This is a genomic window from Streptomyces sp. NPDC090127, assembly GCF_044746945.1.
Lineage (GTDB): Bacteria > Actinomycetota > Actinomycetes > Streptomycetales > Streptomycetaceae > Streptomyces.
Genome location: NZ_JBIVDE010000006.1, coordinates 161,573 through 181,821, shown reverse-complemented (window position 1 = coordinate 181,821; position 20,249 = coordinate 161,573). Strand labels below are relative to the sequence as shown.

General features: G+C 71.9%; 14 protein-coding genes. 13 read left to right on the top strand and 1 reads right to left on the bottom strand.

What is annotated here, in order from left to right:
* Positions 1-86: 86 nt before the first annotated feature.
* Positions 87-1,106, bottom strand: coding sequence for a rod shape-determining protein (locus tag ACIPPS_RS22850; RefSeq protein ID WP_401435039.1), 1,020 nt, complete (start codon positions 1,104-1,106; stop codon positions 87-89).
* A 100-nt stretch (positions 1,107-1,206) separates the two neighbouring features.
* On the opposite strand from ACIPPS_RS22850, the gene ACIPPS_RS22845 reads away from it, so the two are divergent.
* The 13 genes from ACIPPS_RS22845 to ACIPPS_RS22785 all read left to right on the top strand — a co-directional run bounded on the left by ACIPPS_RS22845 (position 1,207) and on the right by ACIPPS_RS22785 (position 20,207).
* A complete protein-coding gene (locus tag ACIPPS_RS22845) occupies positions 1,207-2,715 on the top strand; it encodes a bifunctional folylpolyglutamate synthase/dihydrofolate synthase (RefSeq protein WP_401435037.1) in 1,509 nt (502 codons plus the stop codon).
* A 5-nt stretch (positions 2,716-2,720) separates the two neighbouring features.
* A complete protein-coding gene (locus ACIPPS_RS22840) occupies positions 2,721-3,083 on the top strand; it encodes a DUF4233 domain-containing protein (protein ID WP_401435035.1) in 363 nt (120 codons plus the stop codon).
* A 173-nt stretch (positions 3,084-3,256) separates the two neighbouring features.
* Positions 3,257-3,670, top strand: a complete 414-nt coding sequence (gene ndk / locus ACIPPS_RS22835) for a nucleoside-diphosphate kinase (RefSeq protein ID WP_401435033.1) — start codon at positions 3,257-3,259, stop codon at positions 3,668-3,670.
* 332 nt (positions 3,671-4,002) lie between these two features.
* Positions 4,003-5,022, top strand: a complete 1,020-nt coding sequence (locus ACIPPS_RS22830) for a rod shape-determining protein (protein WP_260226282.1) — start codon at positions 4,003-4,005, stop codon at positions 5,020-5,022.
* Positions 5,023-5,146: 124 nt separating this feature from the next.
* Positions 5,147-6,139, top strand: coding sequence for a rod shape-determining protein MreC (gene mreC, locus ACIPPS_RS22825; RefSeq protein ID WP_401435030.1), 993 nt, complete (start codon positions 5,147-5,149; stop codon positions 6,137-6,139).
* Positions 6,140-6,142: 3 nt separating this feature from the next.
* Entirely contained in the window at positions 6,143-6,808 is a 666-nt protein-coding gene (gene mreD, locus ACIPPS_RS22820) for a rod shape-determining protein MreD (RefSeq protein ID WP_401435028.1), read from the top strand.
* 19 nt (positions 6,809-6,827) lie between these two features.
* Positions 6,828-9,014 carry a penicillin-binding protein 2 gene (mrdA, locus tag ACIPPS_RS22815; protein ID WP_401435026.1) on the top strand — a complete coding sequence of 729 codons (2,187 nt, stop codon included), beginning with the start codon at positions 6,828-6,830 and terminating at the stop codon, positions 9,012-9,014.
* Positions 9,015-9,018: 4 nt separating this feature from the next.
* On the top strand, positions 9,019-10,215 hold the full coding sequence (gene rodA / locus ACIPPS_RS22810) for a rod shape-determining protein RodA (protein ID WP_401435024.1): 1,197 nt from the start codon (positions 9,019-9,021) through the stop codon (positions 10,213-10,215).
* 42 nt (positions 10,216-10,257) lie between these two features.
* The gene (locus ACIPPS_RS22805) at positions 10,258-11,787 is read left to right on the top strand and encodes a CHAD domain-containing protein (protein WP_401435021.1); all 1,530 of its coding nucleotides are present in this window, start codon (positions 10,258-10,260) and stop codon (positions 11,785-11,787) included.
* 50 nt (positions 11,788-11,837) lie between these two features.
* On the top strand, positions 11,838-13,766 hold the full coding sequence (locus ACIPPS_RS22800) for a TIGR03960 family B12-binding radical SAM protein (RefSeq protein WP_401435019.1): 1,929 nt from the start codon (positions 11,838-11,840) through the stop codon (positions 13,764-13,766).
* A 70-nt stretch (positions 13,767-13,836) separates the two neighbouring features.
* A complete protein-coding gene (locus tag ACIPPS_RS22795; RefSeq protein WP_401435017.1) occupies positions 13,837-15,318 on the top strand; it encodes a hypothetical protein in 1,482 nt (493 codons plus the stop codon).
* Between the two features lie 125 nt (positions 15,319-15,443).
* A complete protein-coding gene (locus tag ACIPPS_RS22790) occupies positions 15,444-16,235 on the top strand; it encodes a TIGR03936 family radical SAM-associated protein (protein ID WP_401435014.1) in 792 nt (263 codons plus the stop codon).
* A 234-nt stretch (positions 16,236-16,469) separates the two neighbouring features.
* Entirely contained in the window at positions 16,470-20,207 is a 3,738-nt protein-coding gene (locus ACIPPS_RS22785; RefSeq protein WP_401435012.1) for a ribonuclease E/G, read from the top strand.
* Positions 20,208-20,249 lie beyond the last annotated feature (42 nt).

Genomic DNA, 20,249 nt, shown 5'->3' with positions numbered 1-20,249 from the left:
TCCGCGCGTCCGGGCCGGGCTCAGCGGCGGTTCTCCGCGCGTCCGGGCCCGGCTCAGCGGCGGTTCTCCGCGCGTCCGGGCCCGGCTCAGCGGCCCTTCTCCGCCCGTCCGAGCAGCCGCTCCAGGCTGTCGAAGTCCTCCACGCAGCGGCCCGAGCCGAGGACCACGCAGTCCAGCGGGTCGTCCGCGACGAAGACCGGGATGCCGGTCGCCGAGGCCAGCCGCAGGTCCAGGGCCGGCAGCAGCGCGCCGCCGCCCGTGAGGACGATGCCGTGCTCCATCACGTCGCCCGAGAGCTCCGGCGGGCACTCCTCCAGCGTCGTGCGCACCGCCGCGATGATCGCCTCCACCGGCTCGTCCAGGGCCGCCCGTACCTCCGGCACCGTCAGCCCCAGCGTCCTCGGCAGCCCGCTGACCCTCTGCCGGCCCCGTACCGTGAACGTCGCCCGCTCCCGCTCCTCCTCGCCCGGCACCGGCCAGGCCGAGCCGATCGCCACCTTCACGTCCTCCGCCGTGCGCTCGCCGATCAGCAGCGCGTGCTCCTTGCGTACGTGGTCGGTGATCGCCGCGTCCAGCCGGTCGCCGCCCACCCGGATCGACCGCGCCGTGACGATGCCGCCGAGCGAGATCACCGCCACCTCCGTCGTACCGCCGCCGATGTCCACGACCATCGAGCCGCGCGGGTCCGAGACCGGCAGCCCCGCCCCGATCGCCGCCGCCATCGGCTCCTCGATAAGATGGACCGCGCGGGCGCCCGCCGAGCGCGAGGCGTGCACGATCGCCCGCCGCTCCACCGGCGTCACCCCGCTCGGCACGCACACCACCATCCGGGTGCGCGGCCTGCGGCCCTTCACGGCCTTGCGGACGAAGTGCCGGATCATCTCCTCGGCGGCCTCGTAGTCGCTGATCACCCCGTCCCGCAGCGGGCGGATCGCCGTGATCGAACCGGGGGTCCGGCCGATCGTCTCCTTCGCCTCCGTGCCGACCGCGAGCGCCGACCTCGATCCCTCCTTGACCGCCACCACCGACGGTTCGTTGAGCACGATGCCCTGGCCGCGGGCGTAGAGGAGGGTGTTGGCGGTGCCGAGGTCGATCCCTATGTCCATGATCGCCAAGTTTGCCGGGCCGGCCCGGCGGACGGTGGGCCGAAAGTCCCGAAAGGGGTGGGTCCATGGTCCTGTCGGTACCCCTCCGTAGACTGGGCCCGTGAGTGAGCCCCGCGACCATTCCGGCGAGTCCGACCCGTTCGACGACATCGTCACCTCCGAGACCGACCGAGACCCCGACCTGGCGGTGATCGAGGCCGGCAGCCGTACGCTGCGCGCGCAGTCCGGTCCGCCCCAGGGTGACCCCGTGCCCGCCCGGCCGGCCGACCCGGAGGTGGACAAGGCGCTCCGCGAGGTCGAGACCGAGCTGTCGACCCGCTGGGGCGAGACCAAGCTGGAGCCCTCGGTGGCGCGCATCGCGGCGCTCATGGACGTCCTCGGCGAGCCCCAGCGCGCGTACCCCTCCATCCACATCACCGGGACGAACGGCAAGACGTCGACGGCCCGGATGATCGAGGCGCTGCTCGCCGCGTTCGAGCTGCGCACCGGGCGGTACACCTCGCCCCACGTGCAGTCGATCACCGAGCGGATCAGCCTGGACGGCGCCCCGATCTCCGCCGAGGGGTTCATCGAGACGTACCAGGACATCAAGCCGTACGTGGAGCTGGTCGACTCCCGCGAGGAGTACCGCCTCTCCTTCTTCGAGGTCCTCACCGGGATGGCGTACGCGGCCTTCGCCGACGCGCCGGTGGACGTGGCGGTCGTCGAGGTCGGCATGGGCGGCACCTGGGACGCGACGAACGTGATCGACGCCCAGGTCGCCGTCGTCACGCCGATCGACCTGGACCACACCGACCGGCTGGGCGGCACGCCCGGCGAGATCGCGGTGGAGAAGTCCGGGATCGTCAAGCAGGGCGCGACGGTCGTCCTCGCCCAGCAGCCGGTGGACGCGGCCCAGGTCATGCTGAAGAAGGCCGTCGAGGTCGACGCCACGGTCGCCCGCGAGGGCATGGAGTTCGGCATCGTCTCCCGCGAGGTCGCGGTCGGCGGCCAGCTCGTCACGCTGCGCGGGCTCGGCGGCGAGTACGGCGAGATCTTCCTGCCGCTGCACGGCGCGCACCAGGCGCACAACGCGGCGGTCGCCCTGGCGGCCGTCGAGGCCTTCTTCGGGATCGGCGCGGAGCACGCCCGCACCCTGGACGTCGACACGATCCGGCGCGCCTTCGCCTCGGTGGCCTCCCCGGGGCGCCTGGAGGTCGTCCGCAAGTCGCCGACGGTCATCCTGGACGCGGCGCACAATCCGCACGGCGCCCGGGCCACGGCCGACGGCGTCAGCGAGTCGTTCGGCTTCTCCCGGCTCATCGGCGTGGTCTCCACCAGCTCCGACAAGGACGCCAAGGGCCTGCTCGAAGCGTTCGAGCCGATCTTCGCCGAGGTCGTCGTCACGGCGAACTCCAACCCGCGCGCCACGGACGTCGACGCGCTCGCGGCGATCGCCGTGGAGGTCTTCGGTGAGGACCGTGTGGTCGTCGAGCCCCGACTCGACGACGCGATCGAGGCCGCGATCACCCTTGCGGAGGAAGAGGGCGAATTCAGTGGTGCGGGTGTGCTGGTGACCGGTTCGATCTTCACCGTCGGGGACGCCCGGCTGCTGCTGGGAAGGCGCTGAATCCGATGCGTACGCTCTGTGCCTCGACGCTGATCGGCGAGTTCTTCGTGATCGGTTTCGCCGGGCTCGTCGCCATGAAGGACGACAGCCTGTCGATGGCCACGGTCTGGTGGGTCTGCGGTGTCGCGATGCTGCTGTCGGTGCTGCTCTGCGGGATGATCACCCGTCCGGGCGGCGTCCAGCTGGGCTGGGCGCTGCAGATCGCCCTGATCGCGAGCGGGTTCGTCGTCCCGGTGATGTTCTTCCTCGGTGCGGCCTTCGCCGCCCTGTGGTGGGCCTCCTGCCACTACGGCGCGAAGATCGACGCGGTGAAGGCCCGCTGGGCCGCCCAGGCGGAGGCGGCGGGCCCCGAGCCCGAGGCGGGCTGAGGAGTCCGTGACCCGGTCGGGGGCCGGTGTCGGACCGGGGCGACCGGCCGGCGGAGGGCCTGGCCGACCGGGCCCGGAGGCCGGTTGGGGAGGGCTTGACGCTGAGTAATCGGCGGCGGTCGCGGCCCTGTAGCCTCTGAGTCCCGCACACCGGATTTGAAGGAGTCCCCACCGTGAGCCAGCGCACGCTCGTCCTGCTCAAGCCCGACGCCGTCCGCCGTGGCCTGATCGGCGAGATCATCGGCCGTATCGAGCGCAAGGCCGGCTGGACCATCTCCGCGCTCGAACTGCGCGAGCTGAGCCAGGAGACGCTGGAGCAGCACTACGGCGAGCACAAGGGCAAGCCCTTCTACGAGCCGCTGATGGGCTTCATGCAGTCCGGCCCCGTCGTCGCCCTGGTCGTCGAGGGCGAGCGGGTCATCGAAGGCCTGCGGACCCTCGCCGGCCCGACCGACCCGATCGCCGCCACGCCCGGCTCCATCCGCGGCGACTTCGGCACCATCGTCCGCGAGAACCTGATCCACGCCTCGGACTCCGAGGAGTCCGCCATTCGGGAGATGAAGATCTTCTTCCCCGGCCTGGCGTGACCCGCGACCGCGAGGTCTGACGGCTCAGTCGGTTTCGTCAGAGAATCACCCGTTCTGACCCGATGTCAGCCATCCACCGCAACGAACCTGGGGCGACCGAAGGAATTTCGGTCGCCCCCGGGCATATGAACGGTGCGAGCGGGAACGCATCGCACCGTCCTGTCGTCACCTGTACAGAGGTGGACCACCGCGCGGTATCCGTGTGGGCGGCACTACGATGGAAAACTCCACGCCGTAGCACCTGAACACCCACCACCTCGCCTACCTGAGAAGCCGTCAACGCTCCGACTGGGAAGGCCCGACGCATCCTCATGGGAAACAAGGGGAACTCAATGTCGTTCATCGGCCGTGACATGGCTGTCGACCTCGGGACCGCCAACACGCTGGTGTACGTCAGGGGTCGAGGCATCGTTCTGAACGAGCCGTCCGTCGTCGCGATCAACACCAACACCGGCGGCATCCTGGCGGTCGGCGCCGAGGCCAAGAAGATGATCGGCCGTACGCCCGGCAACATCGTCGCCGTACGGCCCCTGAAGGACGGTGTGATCGCCGACTTCGAGATCACCGAGCGGATGCTCCGCTACTTCATCCTCAAGATCCACAAGCGCCGCTACCTGGCCCGCCCCCGAGTCGTCGTCTGCGTGCCCTCCGGCATCACCGGAGTGGAGCGCCGCGCCGTCATCGAGGCCTCGACCCAGGCCGGCGCCCGACAGGTGCACATCATCGAGGAGCCCATGGCCGCGGCCATCGGCTCGGGCCTGCCGGTCCACGAGGCCACGGGCAACATGGTCGTCGACATCGGTGGCGGCACCACCGAGGTCGCCGTGATCTCGCTCGGCGGAATCGTCACGGCACAGTCCATCCGGGTGGCCGGCGACGAGCTCGACAACGCGATCATCCAGCACATCAAGAAGGAGTACTCGCTCCTCCTCGGTGAGCGGACCGCCGAGCAGATCAAGATCACCATCGGCTCGGCCTACGACCTCGACAAGGACGAGCACACCGAGATCCGCGGTCGTGACCTCGTCTCCGGTCTGCCCAAGACCGTGGTCATCTCGGCCGCCGAGGTCCGCAAGGCCATCGAGGAGCCGGTCAACGCCATCGTCGACGCCGTGAAGACGACGCTCGACAAGTGCCCGCCCGAGCTCTCCGGTGACGTGATGGACCGCGGCATCGTTCTCACGGGTGGTGGCGCCCTGCTGCGCGGCCTGGACGAGCGGCTGCGCCGCGAGACCGGGATGCCGATCCACATCGCCGAGGATCCGCTGGACTCGGTGGCGCTGGGCTCCGGCAAGTGCGTGGAGGAGTTCGAGGCGCTCCAGCAGGTCCTGGACTCGCAGCCCCGCCGATAACAAGTGCGTAGCTCTTCGCCTCGATTCGGCTGCACGGGTGGCAAGACCACCCGTGCAGCCGATCGTTGATATCACGACACCGCACCGAACAACCGAACCCAGAGGAAAGGCACGGCCGCCGCACGTGAGGGACACACGAGAGAGCCGGCTGCTCCTGGTGCTGCTGATCGCCATCGCGTTCGCACTGATCACGGTGGACATCCGCGGCGGCGAGGAGTCACCGGTCGACGGCGCCCGGCAGGCAGCCGCCACGGTCTTCGGACCGGTCGAGAACGGCGTCGCGGCAGCCGTCGATCCCATCGGCAACGCCATAGGGGCGGTACGCGACTCCGGCGAGCGGCACGACCGCCTCGCCGCCCTGGAGCGTGAGAACGCCGCGCTCAAGACCAAGCTCGGCAGCGACGACCGCAACCGCAGCCGTCTGCGCGAGCTCGACACCCTGCTCAAGACGGCCGGTGCCGGGCAGTACGGCATCAAGGGCGCCGAGGTCATCGCGATAGGAGCGGCCCAGGGCTTCTCCTGGACCGTCACCATCGACGCCGGCGCCAACGACGGCATCCAACGGGACATGACCGTGCTGAACGGCTCCGGCCTCGTCGGCCGCGTCACCACCGTGGGGCCGTCCACCGCGACCGTGCTCCTCGCCAGCGACCCCGACTTCACCGTCGGCACCCGCATGGAGAACTCGGCCGAACTCGGCTTCGCCACCGGCCAGGGCAACGGACCGCTCCTCGTCCAGCTGCTCAACGGCAAGGCGAAGGTGAAGGCCGGCGACCGGCTCGTCACCTTCGGCTCGCAGGCCGACAAGCCCTTCGTCCCCGGCGTCCCCGTCGGCGAGGTGGTCCGTGTCGACCCGCTGGGCGGCGGCCTCACCCGCAACATCTACGTCCGGCCGTACGTCGGCTTCTCCAAGCTCGACATCGTCGGCGTCGTCGTCCAGGCACCGCGCACCAACCCGCGCGACGCGGTCCTGCCGCCCAAGCCCAAGCCCGCCCCGACCGTCACCGTCACGGTCACCCCGCCGCCTCCGGACGGCCGGCAGCAGGACCAGGGTCAGCAGCAGGGCCAGCAACAGGGCCAGGGGCAGAAGCCCGAGAACGAGCAGCAGGGGGAATGACGCGTGAAGTTCAACCGGATCCTGCTCTCCACCGCCCTCGTCGTCGTCGCCCTGGTCATCCAGGTCTCCGTCCTCGCGCGCCTCCAGCTCCCCGGCGCCGTACCCGACCTCGTCCTGCTGACCGTCCTCGGCCTCGCGCTGGTGTACGGCCCCGTCAGCGGCTCGCTCATCGGTTTCGGGGCCGGCCTCCTCGCCGACCTCGCCCCGCCCGCCGACCACGCCGCCGGCCGCTACGCCCTGGTCCTCTGCGTCATCGGCTACCTCGCCGGACTGGCCCGCCCCGACAACGGCCGGCTCAAGTCCGCGAGCGGCCCGATGGCCGTGGTCGTCGCCGCGTCCATCGGTTCCACCCTGCTGTACGCGGGTGTCGGCGCCCTCGTCGGCGACACCGCCGCCCGCCATGTCGGCCTCGGCTTCCTGCTGTTCACCGCGGCCGTCTACGACCTGCTCCTCGCGCCCTTCACGGTGCCGCTGATCATGGCCCTGGCCCGGCGCGCGGACAACGACCCGCTCGCGGCCGACACCTCCACCGGAACCGACGTCGCCTCCGGCTGGCTCAGTTCGGGCACCGGCCTGCAGATCGGCACCCAGCGCGGGGGGCTGCGCGTCAAGGCCGCGCGCACCAGAGCGGCCCGCGCGGGCCGCATCAAGGGAGTCAAGCGACTGTGACCGAGGGGGCACCGGCAGCATGAGCAACATCCCGGAGACCGGACGGACCCCCAGGGTCCAGGTCCGGCTCGTCATCATCCAGATCCTGGTCTTCTCCCTGCTCCTCACCCTCGGCGGACGCCTCTGGTACCTCCAGATCCGCAACGGCAAGGAGTACACCGAGGAGGCGAAGAGCAACCACGTCCAGCGGGTCGTCCAGCCGGCCGTGCGCGGCTCCATCCTCGACGCGCGGGGCGTCCCGCTCGCCGACAACGAGACCCGGCTCGTGGTCTCCGCGTCCCGCACCGACCTGATGAAGATGAAGGACGACGGCAAGGCCGTCCTCACCCGTCTCGCGGGCGTCCTGGGCATGGCGCCCAAGGACGTCATGGACAAGGTCCGGCTCTGCGACTCCGAGACGCCGAAGCCCTGCTGGAACGGTTCCCCCTACCAGCCGATCCCGATCACCGACGAGGCCACCACCCAGCAGGCCCTACGGATCCGGGAGAGCACCGAGGACTTCCCCGGGATCACCGCGGAACTCACCGCCGTACGCCGCTACACGGCACCCGGCAAGGCCCGCACCGCACAGGTGCTCGGCTACCTCTCGCCGGTCACCGACGAGGAGATCCAGAAGGCCAAGGACACCGACTCGCCGCATCTGCGCTCCGACCAGGTCGGCCGCTCCGGCCTCGAACGGACCTACGACAAGGAGCTGCGCGGCAAGGCGGGCGTCACCTCCTACGAGGTGGACAAGGTCGGCCGCGTGATGGGCCAGACCGAGGCCGAGGCCGGCGTGCCCGGCTCCACCCTCGTCACCAGCATCGACGCCCGGGTGCAGGCGGTCGCCGAGTACGAGCTCCACCAGGCGATGCAGACCGTGCGCAAGGAGACGGACAAGATCACCGGCCGCCCGTACGAGGCGGACTCCGGCGCCGTCGTCGTCATGGAGTCGAAGACCGGCCGGGTCGTCGCGATGGCCTCCCAGCCCGACTACGACCCCAACGCCTGGGTCGGCGGCATCTCCGGCAAGGACTACGCGCAGCTCACCAGCAAGGATTCCAACTACCCGCTGCTCAACCGGGCCATCCAGGGCCAGGCCCCGGCCGGCTCCATCTTCAAGGTGGTCTCGGCGAGCGCCGCCGTGCGGGCCGGGTACGACTTCAACGACACGTACATGTGCAGCAGCTCGTACAGCCTGGGCGGCCGCAGCTTCGCGAACTTCGAGTCCCAGGGGCACGGCCCGATCACCCTGGGCGACGCGCTCAAGTTCTCCTGCAACACCGTCTTCTACGCCCTCGGGCACAAGGAGTGGCAGCGCGACGGCGGGCTCAAGCCCAACAAGAACGCCCACGACTGGTTCTACCGGACCGCCCGGGACTACGGTCTGGGCGCCGAGACCCGCGTCGACCTGCCGAACGAGGTCAGCGGCCGGATCCCCGACCGCCAGTGGAAGCAGAAGTTCTGGGAGGCCAACAAGGACTCCTGGTGCAAGCAGGGCAAGAAGGGCGGCACGTACGTCGAGCAGATCGCCTACGAGAGCTGCCTCGAAGGCAACCAGCTGAAGGCCTACGACAGCATCAACTACGCCATCGGCCAGGGAGACGTCCTCGTCACCCCGATCCAGATGGCCACCGCCTACGCCGCCATCAGCAACGGCGGCACGCTCTTCAACCCCACCGTCGGCAAGGCCGTGATCAGCCCCGACGGCAAGAGCGTCCGGGAGATCAAGCCCCAGGCCCACGGCAAGCTGCCGGTCGACGCCCAGACGATCCGGAACCTCGACAAGGGGCTCCGCTCGGTCGTCGAGCCCGGCGGCACCGCCGCCTGGCGGTTCGGCGGCTGGCCGAACGACAAGATCCCGATGCGCGCCAAGACGGGCACCGCGCAGGTCTACGGCAAGCAGACGACCTCCTGGTTCGCCACGTACACCGACGACTTCACCATCGTCATGACGATCGCCCAGGGCGGTACGGGCTCCGGCGCCTCCGGCCCCGCCGTGCGCAACATCTACGACGCCCTCTACGGCCTCGACGACTCCGGCAACCAGGACCTCAAGCGGGCCCTGCTGCCCAAGCCGCAGTCGACGCTGCCGAAGGTCCAGCCGGACGGCTCCATCGACGCGCCGGACGTCAAGGCGTACGACCCCGCGGCGCAGCTCGTCGACCCGGACAAGGCCCAGGAACAGCCGCCGCTCGCGGGCCCGCCCGCCAGGACTGGAGACTGAACCGATGACCGCACCTCACGGCTTCTCCGTCTCGCGGTACGCCCCCGAGCGCGGCACCTGGGCGAAGCTCGCCGCCCGCGACTCGGTGGTGCGCCGGCTCGACTGGCCGATCCTGCTCTCCGCGCTCGCCCTGTCCTTCGTCGGCGCGCTGCTCGTCTGGTCCGCCACCCGCGGCCGCACCGAGCTGAACGCGGGCGACCCGTACGCCTTCCTGTTCCGGCACTCGATGAACACCGGCATCGGCGTCGCCCTGATGATCGGCACGATCTGGCTCGGCCACCGCACCCTGCGCGGCGCCGTCCCGATCCTCTACGGCATCTCGATCCTGCTGATCCTCGCCGTCCTCACCCCGCTCGGCGCCACCATCAACGGCGCGCACGCCTGGCTCGTGATCGGCGGCCTCTCGCTCCAGCCCAGCGAGTTCGTGAAGATCACGATCATCCTGGGCATGGCGATGCTGCTCGCGGCGAAGGTCGACGCGGGCGACCAGGTGCACCCCGACCACCGGACCGTCGCCAAGGCCCTGCTCCTCGCCGCGCTCCCGATGGCCATCGTCATGCTGATGCCGGACCTCGGCTCGGTGATGGTCATGGCGGTCATCGTGCTCGGCGTGCTCCTCGCCTCCGGCGCCTCCAACCGCTGGGTCCTCGGCCTGATCGGCGCGGGCGTGGTCGGCGCGGTCCTGGTCACCGCGCTCGGCCTGCTCGACGAGTACCAGATCAACCGCTTCGCCGCCTTCGCCAACCCCGAGCTCGACCCGGCGGGCGTCGGCTACAACACCAACCAGGCGCGCATCGCGATCGGCTCCGGCGGTCTGTACGGCGCGGGGCTGTTCAACGGCCACCAGACCAGCGGCCAGTTCGTACCCGAACAGCAGACCGACTTCATCTTCAGCGTGGCGGGTGAGGAGCTCGGCTTCCTCGGTGGCGGACTGATCATCGTGCTGCTGGGCGTGATCCTCTGGCGTGCCTGCCGGATCGCCCGCGAGACGACCGAGCTCTACGGCACGGTCGTCGCGGCCGGCATCATCGCCTGGTTCGCCTTCCAGTCCTTCGAGAACATCGGGATGGCGCTCGGCATCATGCCGGTGGCCGGTCTTCCGCTGCCGTTCGTGTCGTACGGCGGCTCGTCGATGTTCGCGGTGTGGGTGGCGATCGGACTCCTCCAGTCCATCAGGGTGCAGCGGCCGATGACGGCCTGAGGCGGGCTCCCGTTTCGTCCGCATCCCGTCTAGATTCGATGCATGGCGGAGACGAAGCGAGAGATCGAGCGGAAGTACGAAGCCACGGCCCGGACGGAGTTGCCGGACCTGACCCGAGCGACCGGCGTCGCCTCGGTGGAGGACCGGGGCGTCGCCGAACTGGACGCCGTCTACTACGACACACCGGGCCTGCGGCTGGCCGCGGACTCGGTGACCCTGCGCCGCCGCACGGGCGGCGGGGACGAGGGCTGGCACCTCAAGTTCCCGGTGGCGGCCGGTGTCCGCGACGAGATCAGGGCCCCGCTCTCGAAGTCCCTCCCGACCTCCCTGGCGGCCCTGATCCGCTCCCGTACCCGCACCGAGGACATCGTCCCGGTCGTCCGCCTCCGCTCCTCCCGTGCCGTCCGGCACCTGGTGGACGCGGACGGCGGGCTCCTCGCGGAGGTCGCCGTGGACACGGTCCACGCCGAACGCCTCCCCAAGGGCCCAAAGACCTCCTGGACCGAGATCGAGGTCGAGGTCGCCGACGACGCGGACCCCGAGATCCTCGACGCGGTCGAGAAACGGCTGAAGAAGGCGGGCATCAGCCCGTCCACGGCCGCGTCGAAGGTGGCGAAGGCCCTGGCGGAGACCGGCGAGCCCGCACCCGAGACGGCCCACGCGACGGACGGTCCGCCGAGCGACGGGGACACCGCCGGCGGACGGGTCCTCGCCTACGTACGGAAGCAGATCGAGGCGATCGTCGCGCTCGACCCCGCCGTCCGGCGCGACCTGCCCGACTCCGTCCACCAGATGCGGGTCGCCTGCCGGCGCCTGCGCAGCGCCTTCAAGAGCTACCGCAAGGTCCTCGACCGCACGGTCACCGACCCCGTCGGCGACGAGCTCAAGTGGCTCGCCGGTGAACTCGGCCACGCCCGCGACCAGGAGGTCCTCCACGCACGCCTGCTGGGCCGCATCGAGGCGATCCCCGACACCCTCCTCCTCGGCCCCGTCCGCGGCCGCCTGCGGATCTGGGACACGGCCCGCAGCGAGGACGCCCGCCGGACGGCCCTCACCGCCCTCGACTCCGACCGTCACCTCGCGCTCCTCGCCGCCCTCGACGCTCTCCTCGCCGACCCGCCGCTGCGCAAGGCCGCCCACGACGACGCGGAGCGCGTCCTCGCCCGCGCCGTGCTCAAGGACTACGACCGCCTCGCCACCCGCGTCGACCACGCCCTCGCCCTGCGCCCCGGGCACGACCGCGACCTGGCGACGCACGAGGCCCGCAAGGCCGCCAAGCGCGCCCGGTACGCCGCCGAGGCCGCCCGGCCGGGCCTCGGCAAGCCCGCCAAGCGGTTCGCCAAGAAGGTGAAGGCGGTCCAGTCCCTCCTCGGCGACCACCAGGACAGCGTCGTCGCCCGCGACGCCCTGCGCGAGCTCGGGATCCAGGCCCACGCGGCCGGCGAGTCCGCCTTCACCTGGGGGCTCCTGCACGGCCAGGAGGAGGCGGACGGCGCGGACCGCGAACGCGAACTCCCCGGGGTCTGGGCCCCGGCATCGGACCCGGAACTGAGGGCGCCACTGACGTCGTGAGCAACGGGTACGCTTGAGAGTCGCCCCCCGTCAGCTCACGAAGGTTCGAGATGTCTGCTGCCGAGTCTGTCTTCCCGCAGCTCGAAGCTCTGCTCCCGCACGTGCAGAAGCCGATTCAGTACGTCGGTGGAGAGCTGAACTCCACGGTCAAGCCGTGGGATTCCGCCGACGTCCGCTGGGCGCTGATGTACCCGGACGCCTACGAGGTCGGTCTGCCCAACCAGGGCGTCATGATCCTCTACGAGGTGCTGAACGAGCGCGAGGGCGTCCTGGCCGAGCGGACGTACAGCGTCTGGCCCGACCTCGAAGAGCTGATGCGCGAGCACCACGTGCCGCAGTTCACCGTCGACAGCCACCGGCCCGTCGGCGCCTTCGACGTCTTCGGCCTGAGCTTCTCCACCGAGCTCGGCTACACCAACATGCTCACCGCCCTCGACCTGGCGGGCATCCCGCTGGAGTCGAAGGACCGCACCGTCGATCACCCGATCGTGCTCGCCGGCGGCCACGCCGCCTTCAACCCCGAGCCGATCGCGGACTTCATCGACGCGGCGATCATCGGCGACGGCGAGCAGGCCGTCCTCGACATGACCGAGATCATCCGCGGCTGGAAGGCCGAGGGCCGCCCCGGCGGACGCGAGGAGGTCCTCCTCCGGCTCGCCAGGACCGGCTCGGTCTACATCCCCGGCTTCTACGACGTCGAGTACCTGCCCGACGGCCGGATCGCCCGGGTCGTGCCCAACCGCTCCGGCGTGCCGTGGCGCGTGTCCAAGCACACCGTCATGGACCTCGACGAGTGGCCGTACCCCAAGCAGCCGCTCGTCCCGCTCGCCGAGACGGTCCACGAGCGGATGTCCGTCGAGATCTTCCGCGGCTGCACCCGCGGCTGCCGTTTCTGCCAGGCCGGCATGATCACGCGCCCCGTGCGGGAGCGAAGCATCACCGGCATCGGCGAGATGGTCGAGAAGGGTCTCAAGGCGACCGGCTTCGAGGAGGTCGGCCTGCTCTCGCTCTCCTCCGCGGACCACACCGAGATCGGTGACATCGCGAAGGGCCTCGCGGACCGCTACACGGACGACAAGATCGGCCTGTCGCTGCCGTCGACCCGCGTCGACGCCTTCAACGTCGACCTGGCCAACGAGCTCACCCGCAACGGCCGCCGGTCCGGACTCACCTTCGCCCCCGAGGGCGGCTCCGAGCGCATGCGCAAGGTCATCAACAAGATGGTCTCGGAGGAGGACCTGATCCGGACCGTCTCGACGGCGTACGGCAACGGCTGGCGTCAGGTGAAGCTGTACTTCATGTGCGGCCTGCCCACCGAGACCGACGAGGACGTCCTCCAGATCGGCGACATGGCGGTCAACGTCATCGCCAAGGGCCGCGAGGTCTCCGGCCAGAACGACATCCGCTGCACGGTCTCCATCGGCGGCTTCGTCCCCAAGCCCCACACCCCCTTCCAGTGGGCCCCGCAGCTCTCGGCGGAGGAGACGGACGCGCGCCTGGGCAAGCTCCGGGACAAGATCCGCGGCGACAAGAAGTACGGCCGCTCGATCGGCTTCCGCTACCACGACGGCAAGCCCGGCATCGTCGAGGGCCTGCTCTCGCGCGGCGACCGCCGGATCGGCGCGGTCATCCGCGCGGTGTACGAGGACGGCGGCCGTTTCGACGGCTGGCGCGAGCACTTCTCGTACGACCGCTGGATGAGCTGCGCCGACAAGACGCTGCCGGAGATGGGCGTCGACGTCGACTGGTACACCACGCGCGAGCGCACCTACGAGGAGGTCCTGCCCTGGGACCACCTGGACTCCGGTCTGGACAAGGAGTGGCTCTGGGAGGACTGGCAGGACGCGCTCGACGAGACCGAGGTCGAGGACTGCCGCTGGACGCCGTGCTTCGACTGCGGCGTGTGCCCGCAGATGGACACGCAGATCCAGATCGGGCCCACGGGCAAGAAGCTGCTGCCGCTGACGGTCGTCACTTAGCCGCGTAACACTCCGGCGACGGCCCGGCGCGAGGGGAAACCTTCGGCCGGGCCGTCGCGTCATTCCCGGCATGAGCATGGAGAAAGCGGGGCCCCGGCCGGAACCCGAGGGCTGCCTGACCGCCGCCGTCAGGATCCCGGTGCGGATCGTGGTGCTGCTGGTCGTCGTTCCCGTCCGGATGGTCTGGGACGTCCTGGTGGTCGCCGCCCGCGCGCTCGACCGGACCGTGCTGCGCCCGACGGGCCGCGCCCTCGCCTGGCTGGCTCGGGCCCTGTTCGTACGCCCCTGGGTCTGGCTGTGGCGCGAGGCACTCGTCCCGGCCGTCCACCACGGCCTCGTGGCCCCCACGGTCTGGCTGTACACCCGACTCCTGACCCCGCTGGGCCGCGGCCTGGTGGTCGGGGGCCGGTGGGTGGCGATGGCGTTGCTCGTGTGGCCGTGGGTGGGGCTGTGGCGGTACGTGGTCGTGCCGGTGGCCCGGTACGGCATCGGGGTGCCCGCCGTCTGGGCGTACCGGTGGATCCTGACCCCGCTGGGCCGCGGCCTGGTGGTCGGGGGCCGGTGGGTGGCGATGGCGTTGCTCGTGTGGCCGTGGGTGGGGTTGTGGCGGTACGTGGTCGTGCCGGTGGCGCGGTACGGCATCGGGGTGCCCGCCGTCTGGGCGTACCGGTGGATCCTGACCCCGCTCGCCACGGGGCTCGCCTTCGTGGTCCGGGGGCTGTGGCGTCACGTCCTCGTCCCGGCCGCCCGGTACGGAATCGCGGTGTCGGCCAGCTGGCTGTACCGGCACGTCCTCACCCCCGTCGGACACGGTCTGGCCTGGCTCCTCATCGGGCTCGGCCGGGGGCTCGGCTGGGTCCTCGCCGGGGTCGGGCGGGGGCTGGTGGTGGGGTTCGGTGCGCTCGGGCGGGGGCTCGGGTGGGTCCTCGCCGGGGTCGGGCGGGGGCTGGTGGTGGGGTTCGGTGCGCTCGGGCGGGGGCTCGGGTGGGCCTTCACCTGGCTCGGGCGCGGGTTGCGGTGGGCCGGCGCGGCGCTGTTCGTGTGGCCGTGGGTCGCCCTCTGGCGGTACGTCCTCGTGCCCCTCGTCCGGTACGGCATCGTCGTCCCGCTCGGCTGGCTCTGGCAGCGCGTCCTCGCCCCCCTCGGGCGGGAGCTCCTCGACGCGCTCACGATCTGCTGGCGAGTCGCCGGATTCCTCTCCCGGGCCGTCGGGCGCGCCCTCGCCCGGATCGCCTGGAATCTCGTCGGGCGGCCCACCACCTGGGTCTACCGGAGCCTCTGCACCCCCCTCGGCCACTGGGTCCGCGACCAGGTCTGGACGCCGGCCCGCACAGCGGTCGCCGCGGCCCGGCGCGCCGCCCGCGAGACGCTCGCCGCGGCCCGCGCGACCGTGCGCCAGGCCCGCCGCGACGCGTGGCGCGCGCTCGTCGGCGGACCCCGGGTGACGGAGCCTGGGGAACCGGTGGTGGCCTCTACGCGTACTCTGGGTAGTACAACAACTGTCTCCGGCGCGGCGCCCACACCCGAGATCTCCCTGCGAAAGCGGGGGTGAGCCGGTCGGGCCCCCCAGAGGCCACCCGTCTGTTCGAGGGCGGCGCGGCGCCCGCGCCCGCCCCGCACCGAGGAGAAGAACCACTGGGCAAGCGACAGCCCGAAGGCCCGCCGCCCGCACCGGCGGTGCAGCGCATCCGACTGCGCTACACCAAGCGCGGCCGCCTCCGGTTCACCAGCCACCGTGACTTCCAGCGCGCTTTCGAGCGTGCCCTGCGCCGCGCCGAGGTGCCCATGGCGTACTCGGCCGGCTTCACCCCGCACCCCAAGGTGTCGTACGCCAACGCCGCCCCCACGGGTACGGGCTCCGAGGCCGAGTACCTGGAGATCGCCCTCACCGAGACCCGGGACCCGGAGACACTGCGGGCCCTGCTCGACGAGTCGCTCCCCGCCGGCCTCGACATCACCGACGCCGTCGAGGCCCGTACCTCGGGACTCGCCGACCGGCTCACCGCCTCCGTGTGGGAGCTCCGGCTCGACGGCGTCACCCCCGAGGACGCGGAGAAGGCCGTCGAGGCGTTCCTCGCGGCCGAGACCGTGGAAGTACAGCGCAAGACGAAGAACGGCATCCGTACCTTCGACGCCCGCGCCGCGGTCGCCGACCTCGTCGCCGACCGTCCACAGGCACATTCCTTGGCTGATAGGCCCCTGGACAATGCCTGTGCGATACTGCGGCTGGTTGTTCGGCACGTGACACCTGCCGTGCGACCCGACGACGTCCTGTCCGGTCTCCGAGCTGTGGCCGACCTGGCGCCGCCGGTCCCCGCAGCGGTGACCAGGCTGGCGCAGGGGCTCTTCGACGAGGAGTCCGGCACGGTGACCGACCCGCTCGCGCCCGACCGCGAGACAGTCACGGCCGCTTCACCCACGGCCGCCGTGACCGCCTCAGCGACGGCGCCGGGTACCGGTTCCGCGTAGGGAGCGGTCGTCGTAGCGCAGCCCTGGCACTCGGGAGCCACCTGGGTCGGGCCGCGCACTGACCAGAAGACTTTCGCCAGGCCGTACGTACAACGCGTAGGGAACCGGCGAGCCAGACATCAGCTCCCGTGCGGCGCCCGCGCCCCGGACGGCGGCACCGCGCATTCCGCGTGATCGTGCCGCCGGACCGGACCAAGGCGCGGCGCCCGGGGGCGTGACGGGAGAACCGCCCGCATGCTCGAGCAGCACGAAGAAAGCCCCGAGAACAACAACGCACCCGGTGACAAGCTGCCGCCGCGCCGCAGGCGCCGCGCCGCTTCCCGCCCCGCCGGTCCGCCGGTCGCGGCGGAGGCCACCGACACCGAGGCCGAGGTCGTCGTGGAGACGCCCGCCACCACCACGGCCGCCGCGCCGGAGCCCGTGGAGGAGCCCGCCGCTCCCGCCCGTACGCGCCGCCGTGCCACCCGCAAGGCCACCGCTCCCGAGCCGGTGGCAGAGCCGGTCGAGGCCGCCGAGGCCCCCGCCGCAGCAGCCGAGGAGGCTCCGGTGGAGGAGCCCGCCCCCGCACCGCGCGCCCGCCGCCGTGCCACCCGTAAGGCCACGTCCCCCGAGCCGGTCGTCGCCGCCGCCGAGCCGGTCGCCGAGGCCCCGGCGGTCGAGGAGGCTCCCGCCGAGGAGCCCGCCGCCCCCGCTCGTACGCGCCGCCGTGCCACCCGTAAGGCCACCTCGCCCGAGCCGGTCGCCGCTGCCGCCGAGCCGGTCGCCGAGCCCGTCGTCGTGGCCCCGGCGGTCGAGGAGGCTCCCGCCGAGGAGCCCGCCGCCCCCGCGCGCACCCGCCGCCGTGCCACCCGTAAGGCCGCCACGCCCGAGGTCGCCGCCTCCGGCGAGAGCCTGCCGCGCGAGACCGTCGCGCAGATCACCGCCGAAGAGGCCGAGCCCGAGGTCGCCGCCGCCGAGAAGGCCGCCACCCGCGGCCGTACCCGCCGCCGCGCCACCTCGCCGCAGTTCACCTCCGAGCCGGTCTCCGCCCCCGAGGCGGAGGAGGAGACCCGCGGCCGCCGCGCCGCGCGCCCGTCCCTCGCCGTCTTCCAGGCCCCGGTCTTCGCCGAGCCCATGTTCCAGACCCCGGAGACCGCGGCCGCCGCCGCTGTCGCCGGCGCCGTGGAGCCGGAGGAGGACGAGGAGGAGGAGACGGCCGAGGTCGAGGAGACCGTGGCAGCCGTCGAGCCCGCCGAGCGTCCCGAGCCCGCCGGTCGCCGTCGCCGCCGCCGTCGTGGCGAGCCCGCCCCCGAGTCCGTGGCCGTCGAGCCGGTGCCCGCCACCGTCGCCGACGAGCCCGAGGTCGAGGCCGAGGAGCCCGAGTCGGAGGCCGAGGAGGGCGACGAGTACGGGGACCGTCCGTCCCGCCGTCGTCGCCGCGGCGGCCGTCGCCGTCGCCGCGGTGAGCTCGCCGAGGCCGACGCCGAGGAGACCGACGAGAGCGACGAGGCGGAGGAGGCCGGCGCCGAGGACGAGGAGTCCGAGGACGAGGGCGAGTCCGACGAGTACGAGGGCGGCGGTACGTCCGGCGGCAGCAGCAGCTCGCGCCGCCGTCGTCGCCGTCGCCGCCGCAGCGGTGACGCCGGGGGCGAGAGCGAGACGGGCGAGGAGGACGGCGTCCGTACGGTCGTCAAGGTCCGCGAGCCCCGCCCGGCCCGCGAGAAGGCCGAGCCGTCCGACGAGGTCCAGTCCATCAAGGGCTCGACCCGCCTGGAGGCGAAGAAGCAGCGCCGCCGCGAGGGCCGCGAGCAGGGCCGCCGCCGCGTCCCGATCATCACCGAGGCCGAGTTCCTGGCCCGCCGTGAGGCCGTCGAGCGCGTCATGGTCGTCCGCCAGAACGGCGAGCGCACCCAGATCGGCGTCCTGGAAGACGACGTGCTCGTCGAGCACTACGTCAACAAGGAGCAGGCCACCTCGTACGTCGGCAACGTCTACCTGGGCAAGGTCCAGAACGTGCTGCCGTCGATGGAGGCCGCCTTCGTCGACATCGGCAAGGGCCGCAACGCCGTCCTGTACGCCGGTGAGGTCAACTTCGAGGCGCTCGGCATGGCCCACGGGCCGCGCCGCATCGAGACCGCGCTCAAGTCCGGCCAGTCGGTCCTCGTCCAGGTGACGAAGGACCCGATCGGCCACAAGGGCGCCCGCCTGACCAGCCAGGTCTCCCTGCCGGGCCGCTACCTCGTGTACGTCCCCGAGGGTTCGATGACCGGTATCAGCCGCAAGCTCCCGGACACCGAGCGCGCCCGGCTGAAGACCATCCTCAAGAAGATCGTCCCCGAGGACGCGGGCGTCATCGTGCGCACCGCCGCCGAGGGCGCGAGCGAGGACGAGCTGCGCCGTGACGTCGAGCGGCTCCAGGCGCAGTGGGAGGACATCCAGAAGAAGGCGAAGAGCGGCAACGCCCCGACCCTGCTCTACGGCGAGCCGGACATGACCGTCCGGGTCGTCCGCGACATCTTCAACGAGGACTTCACGAAGGTCATCGTCAGCGGTGACGACGCGTGGGAGACCATCCACGGCTACGTCCACCACGTCGCCCCGGACCTGACCGACCGCCTGTCCAAGTGGACGAGCGAGGTCGACGTCTTCGCGACGTACCGGATCGACGAGCAGCTGATGAAGGCGCTGGACCGCAAGGTCTGGCTGCCGAGCGGTGGCTCGCTGGTGATCGACAAGACCGAGGCGATGATCGTCGTCGACGTCAACACCGGCAAGTTCACCGGTCAGGGCGGCAACCTCGAAGAGACCGTGACGAGGAACAACCTCGAAGCGGCCGAGGAGATCGTCCGTCAGCTGCGCCTGCGCGACCTGGGCGGCATCGTCGTCATCGACTTCATCGACATGGTCCTGGAGTCCAACCGCGACCTGGTGCTGCGCCGCCTCCTGGAGTGCCTGGGCCGGGACCGGACCAAGCACCAGGTGGCCGAGGTCACCTCGCTGGGCCTGGTCCAGATGACCCGTAAGCGGGTCGGCCAGGGCCTCCTCGAGTCCTTCTCCGAGACCTGCGTCCACTGCAACGGGCGTGGCGTGATCGTGCACATGGAGCAGCCGACCGCCCCCGGTGGCGGCGGCAGCGGCAAGCGTGCGAAGAAGCGTGGCCGCGGCGGCGCCGAGCACCACGAGCACGAGCACGTCGACGCGCTGGAGACGGACTCCGACACGGAGACGGTCGAGACCGAGGCCGAGGTGGCCGCGGAGGTCGCCGCGCCGATCGCCGTGGAGGAGCCCTTCCGCGCCGACGAGGAGCTGTACAGCAGCGCCGCCGAGGCGGAGGCCGCCGCCGGCCGAGGCCGTGGCCGCCGCCGCGCGACCCGCAAGGCGACCGCTCCGGTCGCCTCGACCCCGGCCCCGGTCGTGGTCGAGGAGCCCGAGCCGGTCGTCGTGCCCGAGCCCGTCGAGCCCGTCGTCGAGGCGCCGGTCGTCGAGGAGGCCGCCCCGGCCCCCCGCACCCGCCGCCGTGCCACCCGCAAGGCGACGGCCCCGGCCGGCTCGCCGGAGACGGTGATCGAGACGGTCGTCGAGCCGGTGGCCGCCCCGGAGCCGGTCGTCGAGGCCGAGCCCGAGCCGGCGCCCGCGCCGGTCGTCGAGGAGGCCCCCGTGGCCGCCCCGCCGAGGGCCCGTCGCCGGGTCGTCCGCAAGGTGACCGCCCCCGCCGGTTCCCCGTCGGGCGCCGAGGAGGCCGCCGTCCTGGTGGTCGACTCCCCGGCGGCCGCCCCCGCCGAGGCCCCCGAGGCCTCCGCTCCGGACGCCGAGGTCGAGGGCGAGGCTCCCGCCCCGGCCAAGAAGACGGCCGCCCGCAAGACGGCGAAGAAGGCCACCGCGAAGAAGGCCGCCACCAAGAAGACGACGGCGACGGCCAAGAAGACCGCGGCGAAGAAGACGACCGCCAAGAAGGCCGCCACCAAGAAGACGGCCGCTCCGGCGCAGGACTGACCCGGTGGGGTGGGGCCGTTCCGTACGGGACGGTCCCACCTC

What these genes read in the sequence shown, in the direction of transcription:
- ACIPPS_RS22795 (WP_401435017.1), top strand. Translation starts at nt 13,837, where the DNA reads ATGAGCATGGAGAAAGCGGGGCCCCGGCCGGAACCCGAGGGCTGCCTG.
- ACIPPS_RS22830 (WP_260226282.1), top strand. Translation starts at nt 4,003, where the DNA reads ATGTCGTTCATCGGCCGTGACATGGCTGTCGACCTCGGGACCGCCAAC.
- ACIPPS_RS22785 (WP_401435012.1), top strand. Translation starts at nt 16,470, where the DNA reads ATGCTCGAGCAGCACGAAGAAAGCCCCGAGAACAACAACGCACCCGGT.
- mrdA (WP_401435026.1), top strand. Translation starts at nt 6,828, where the DNA reads ATGAGCAACATCCCGGAGACCGGACGGACCCCCAGGGTCCAGGTCCGG.
- rodA (WP_401435024.1), top strand. Translation starts at nt 9,019, where the DNA reads ATGACCGCACCTCACGGCTTCTCCGTCTCGCGGTACGCCCCCGAGCGC.
- ACIPPS_RS22805 (WP_401435021.1), top strand. Translation starts at nt 10,258, where the DNA reads ATGGCGGAGACGAAGCGAGAGATCGAGCGGAAGTACGAAGCCACGGCC.
- ACIPPS_RS22840 (WP_401435035.1), top strand. Translation starts at nt 2,721, where the DNA reads ATGCGTACGCTCTGTGCCTCGACGCTGATCGGCGAGTTCTTCGTGATC.
- ACIPPS_RS22800 (WP_401435019.1), top strand. Translation starts at nt 11,838, where the DNA reads ATGTCTGCTGCCGAGTCTGTCTTCCCGCAGCTCGAAGCTCTGCTCCCG.
- ACIPPS_RS22850 (WP_401435039.1), bottom strand. Translation starts at nt 1,106, where the DNA reads ATGGACATAGGGATCGACCTCGGCACCGCCAACACCCTCCTCTACGCC.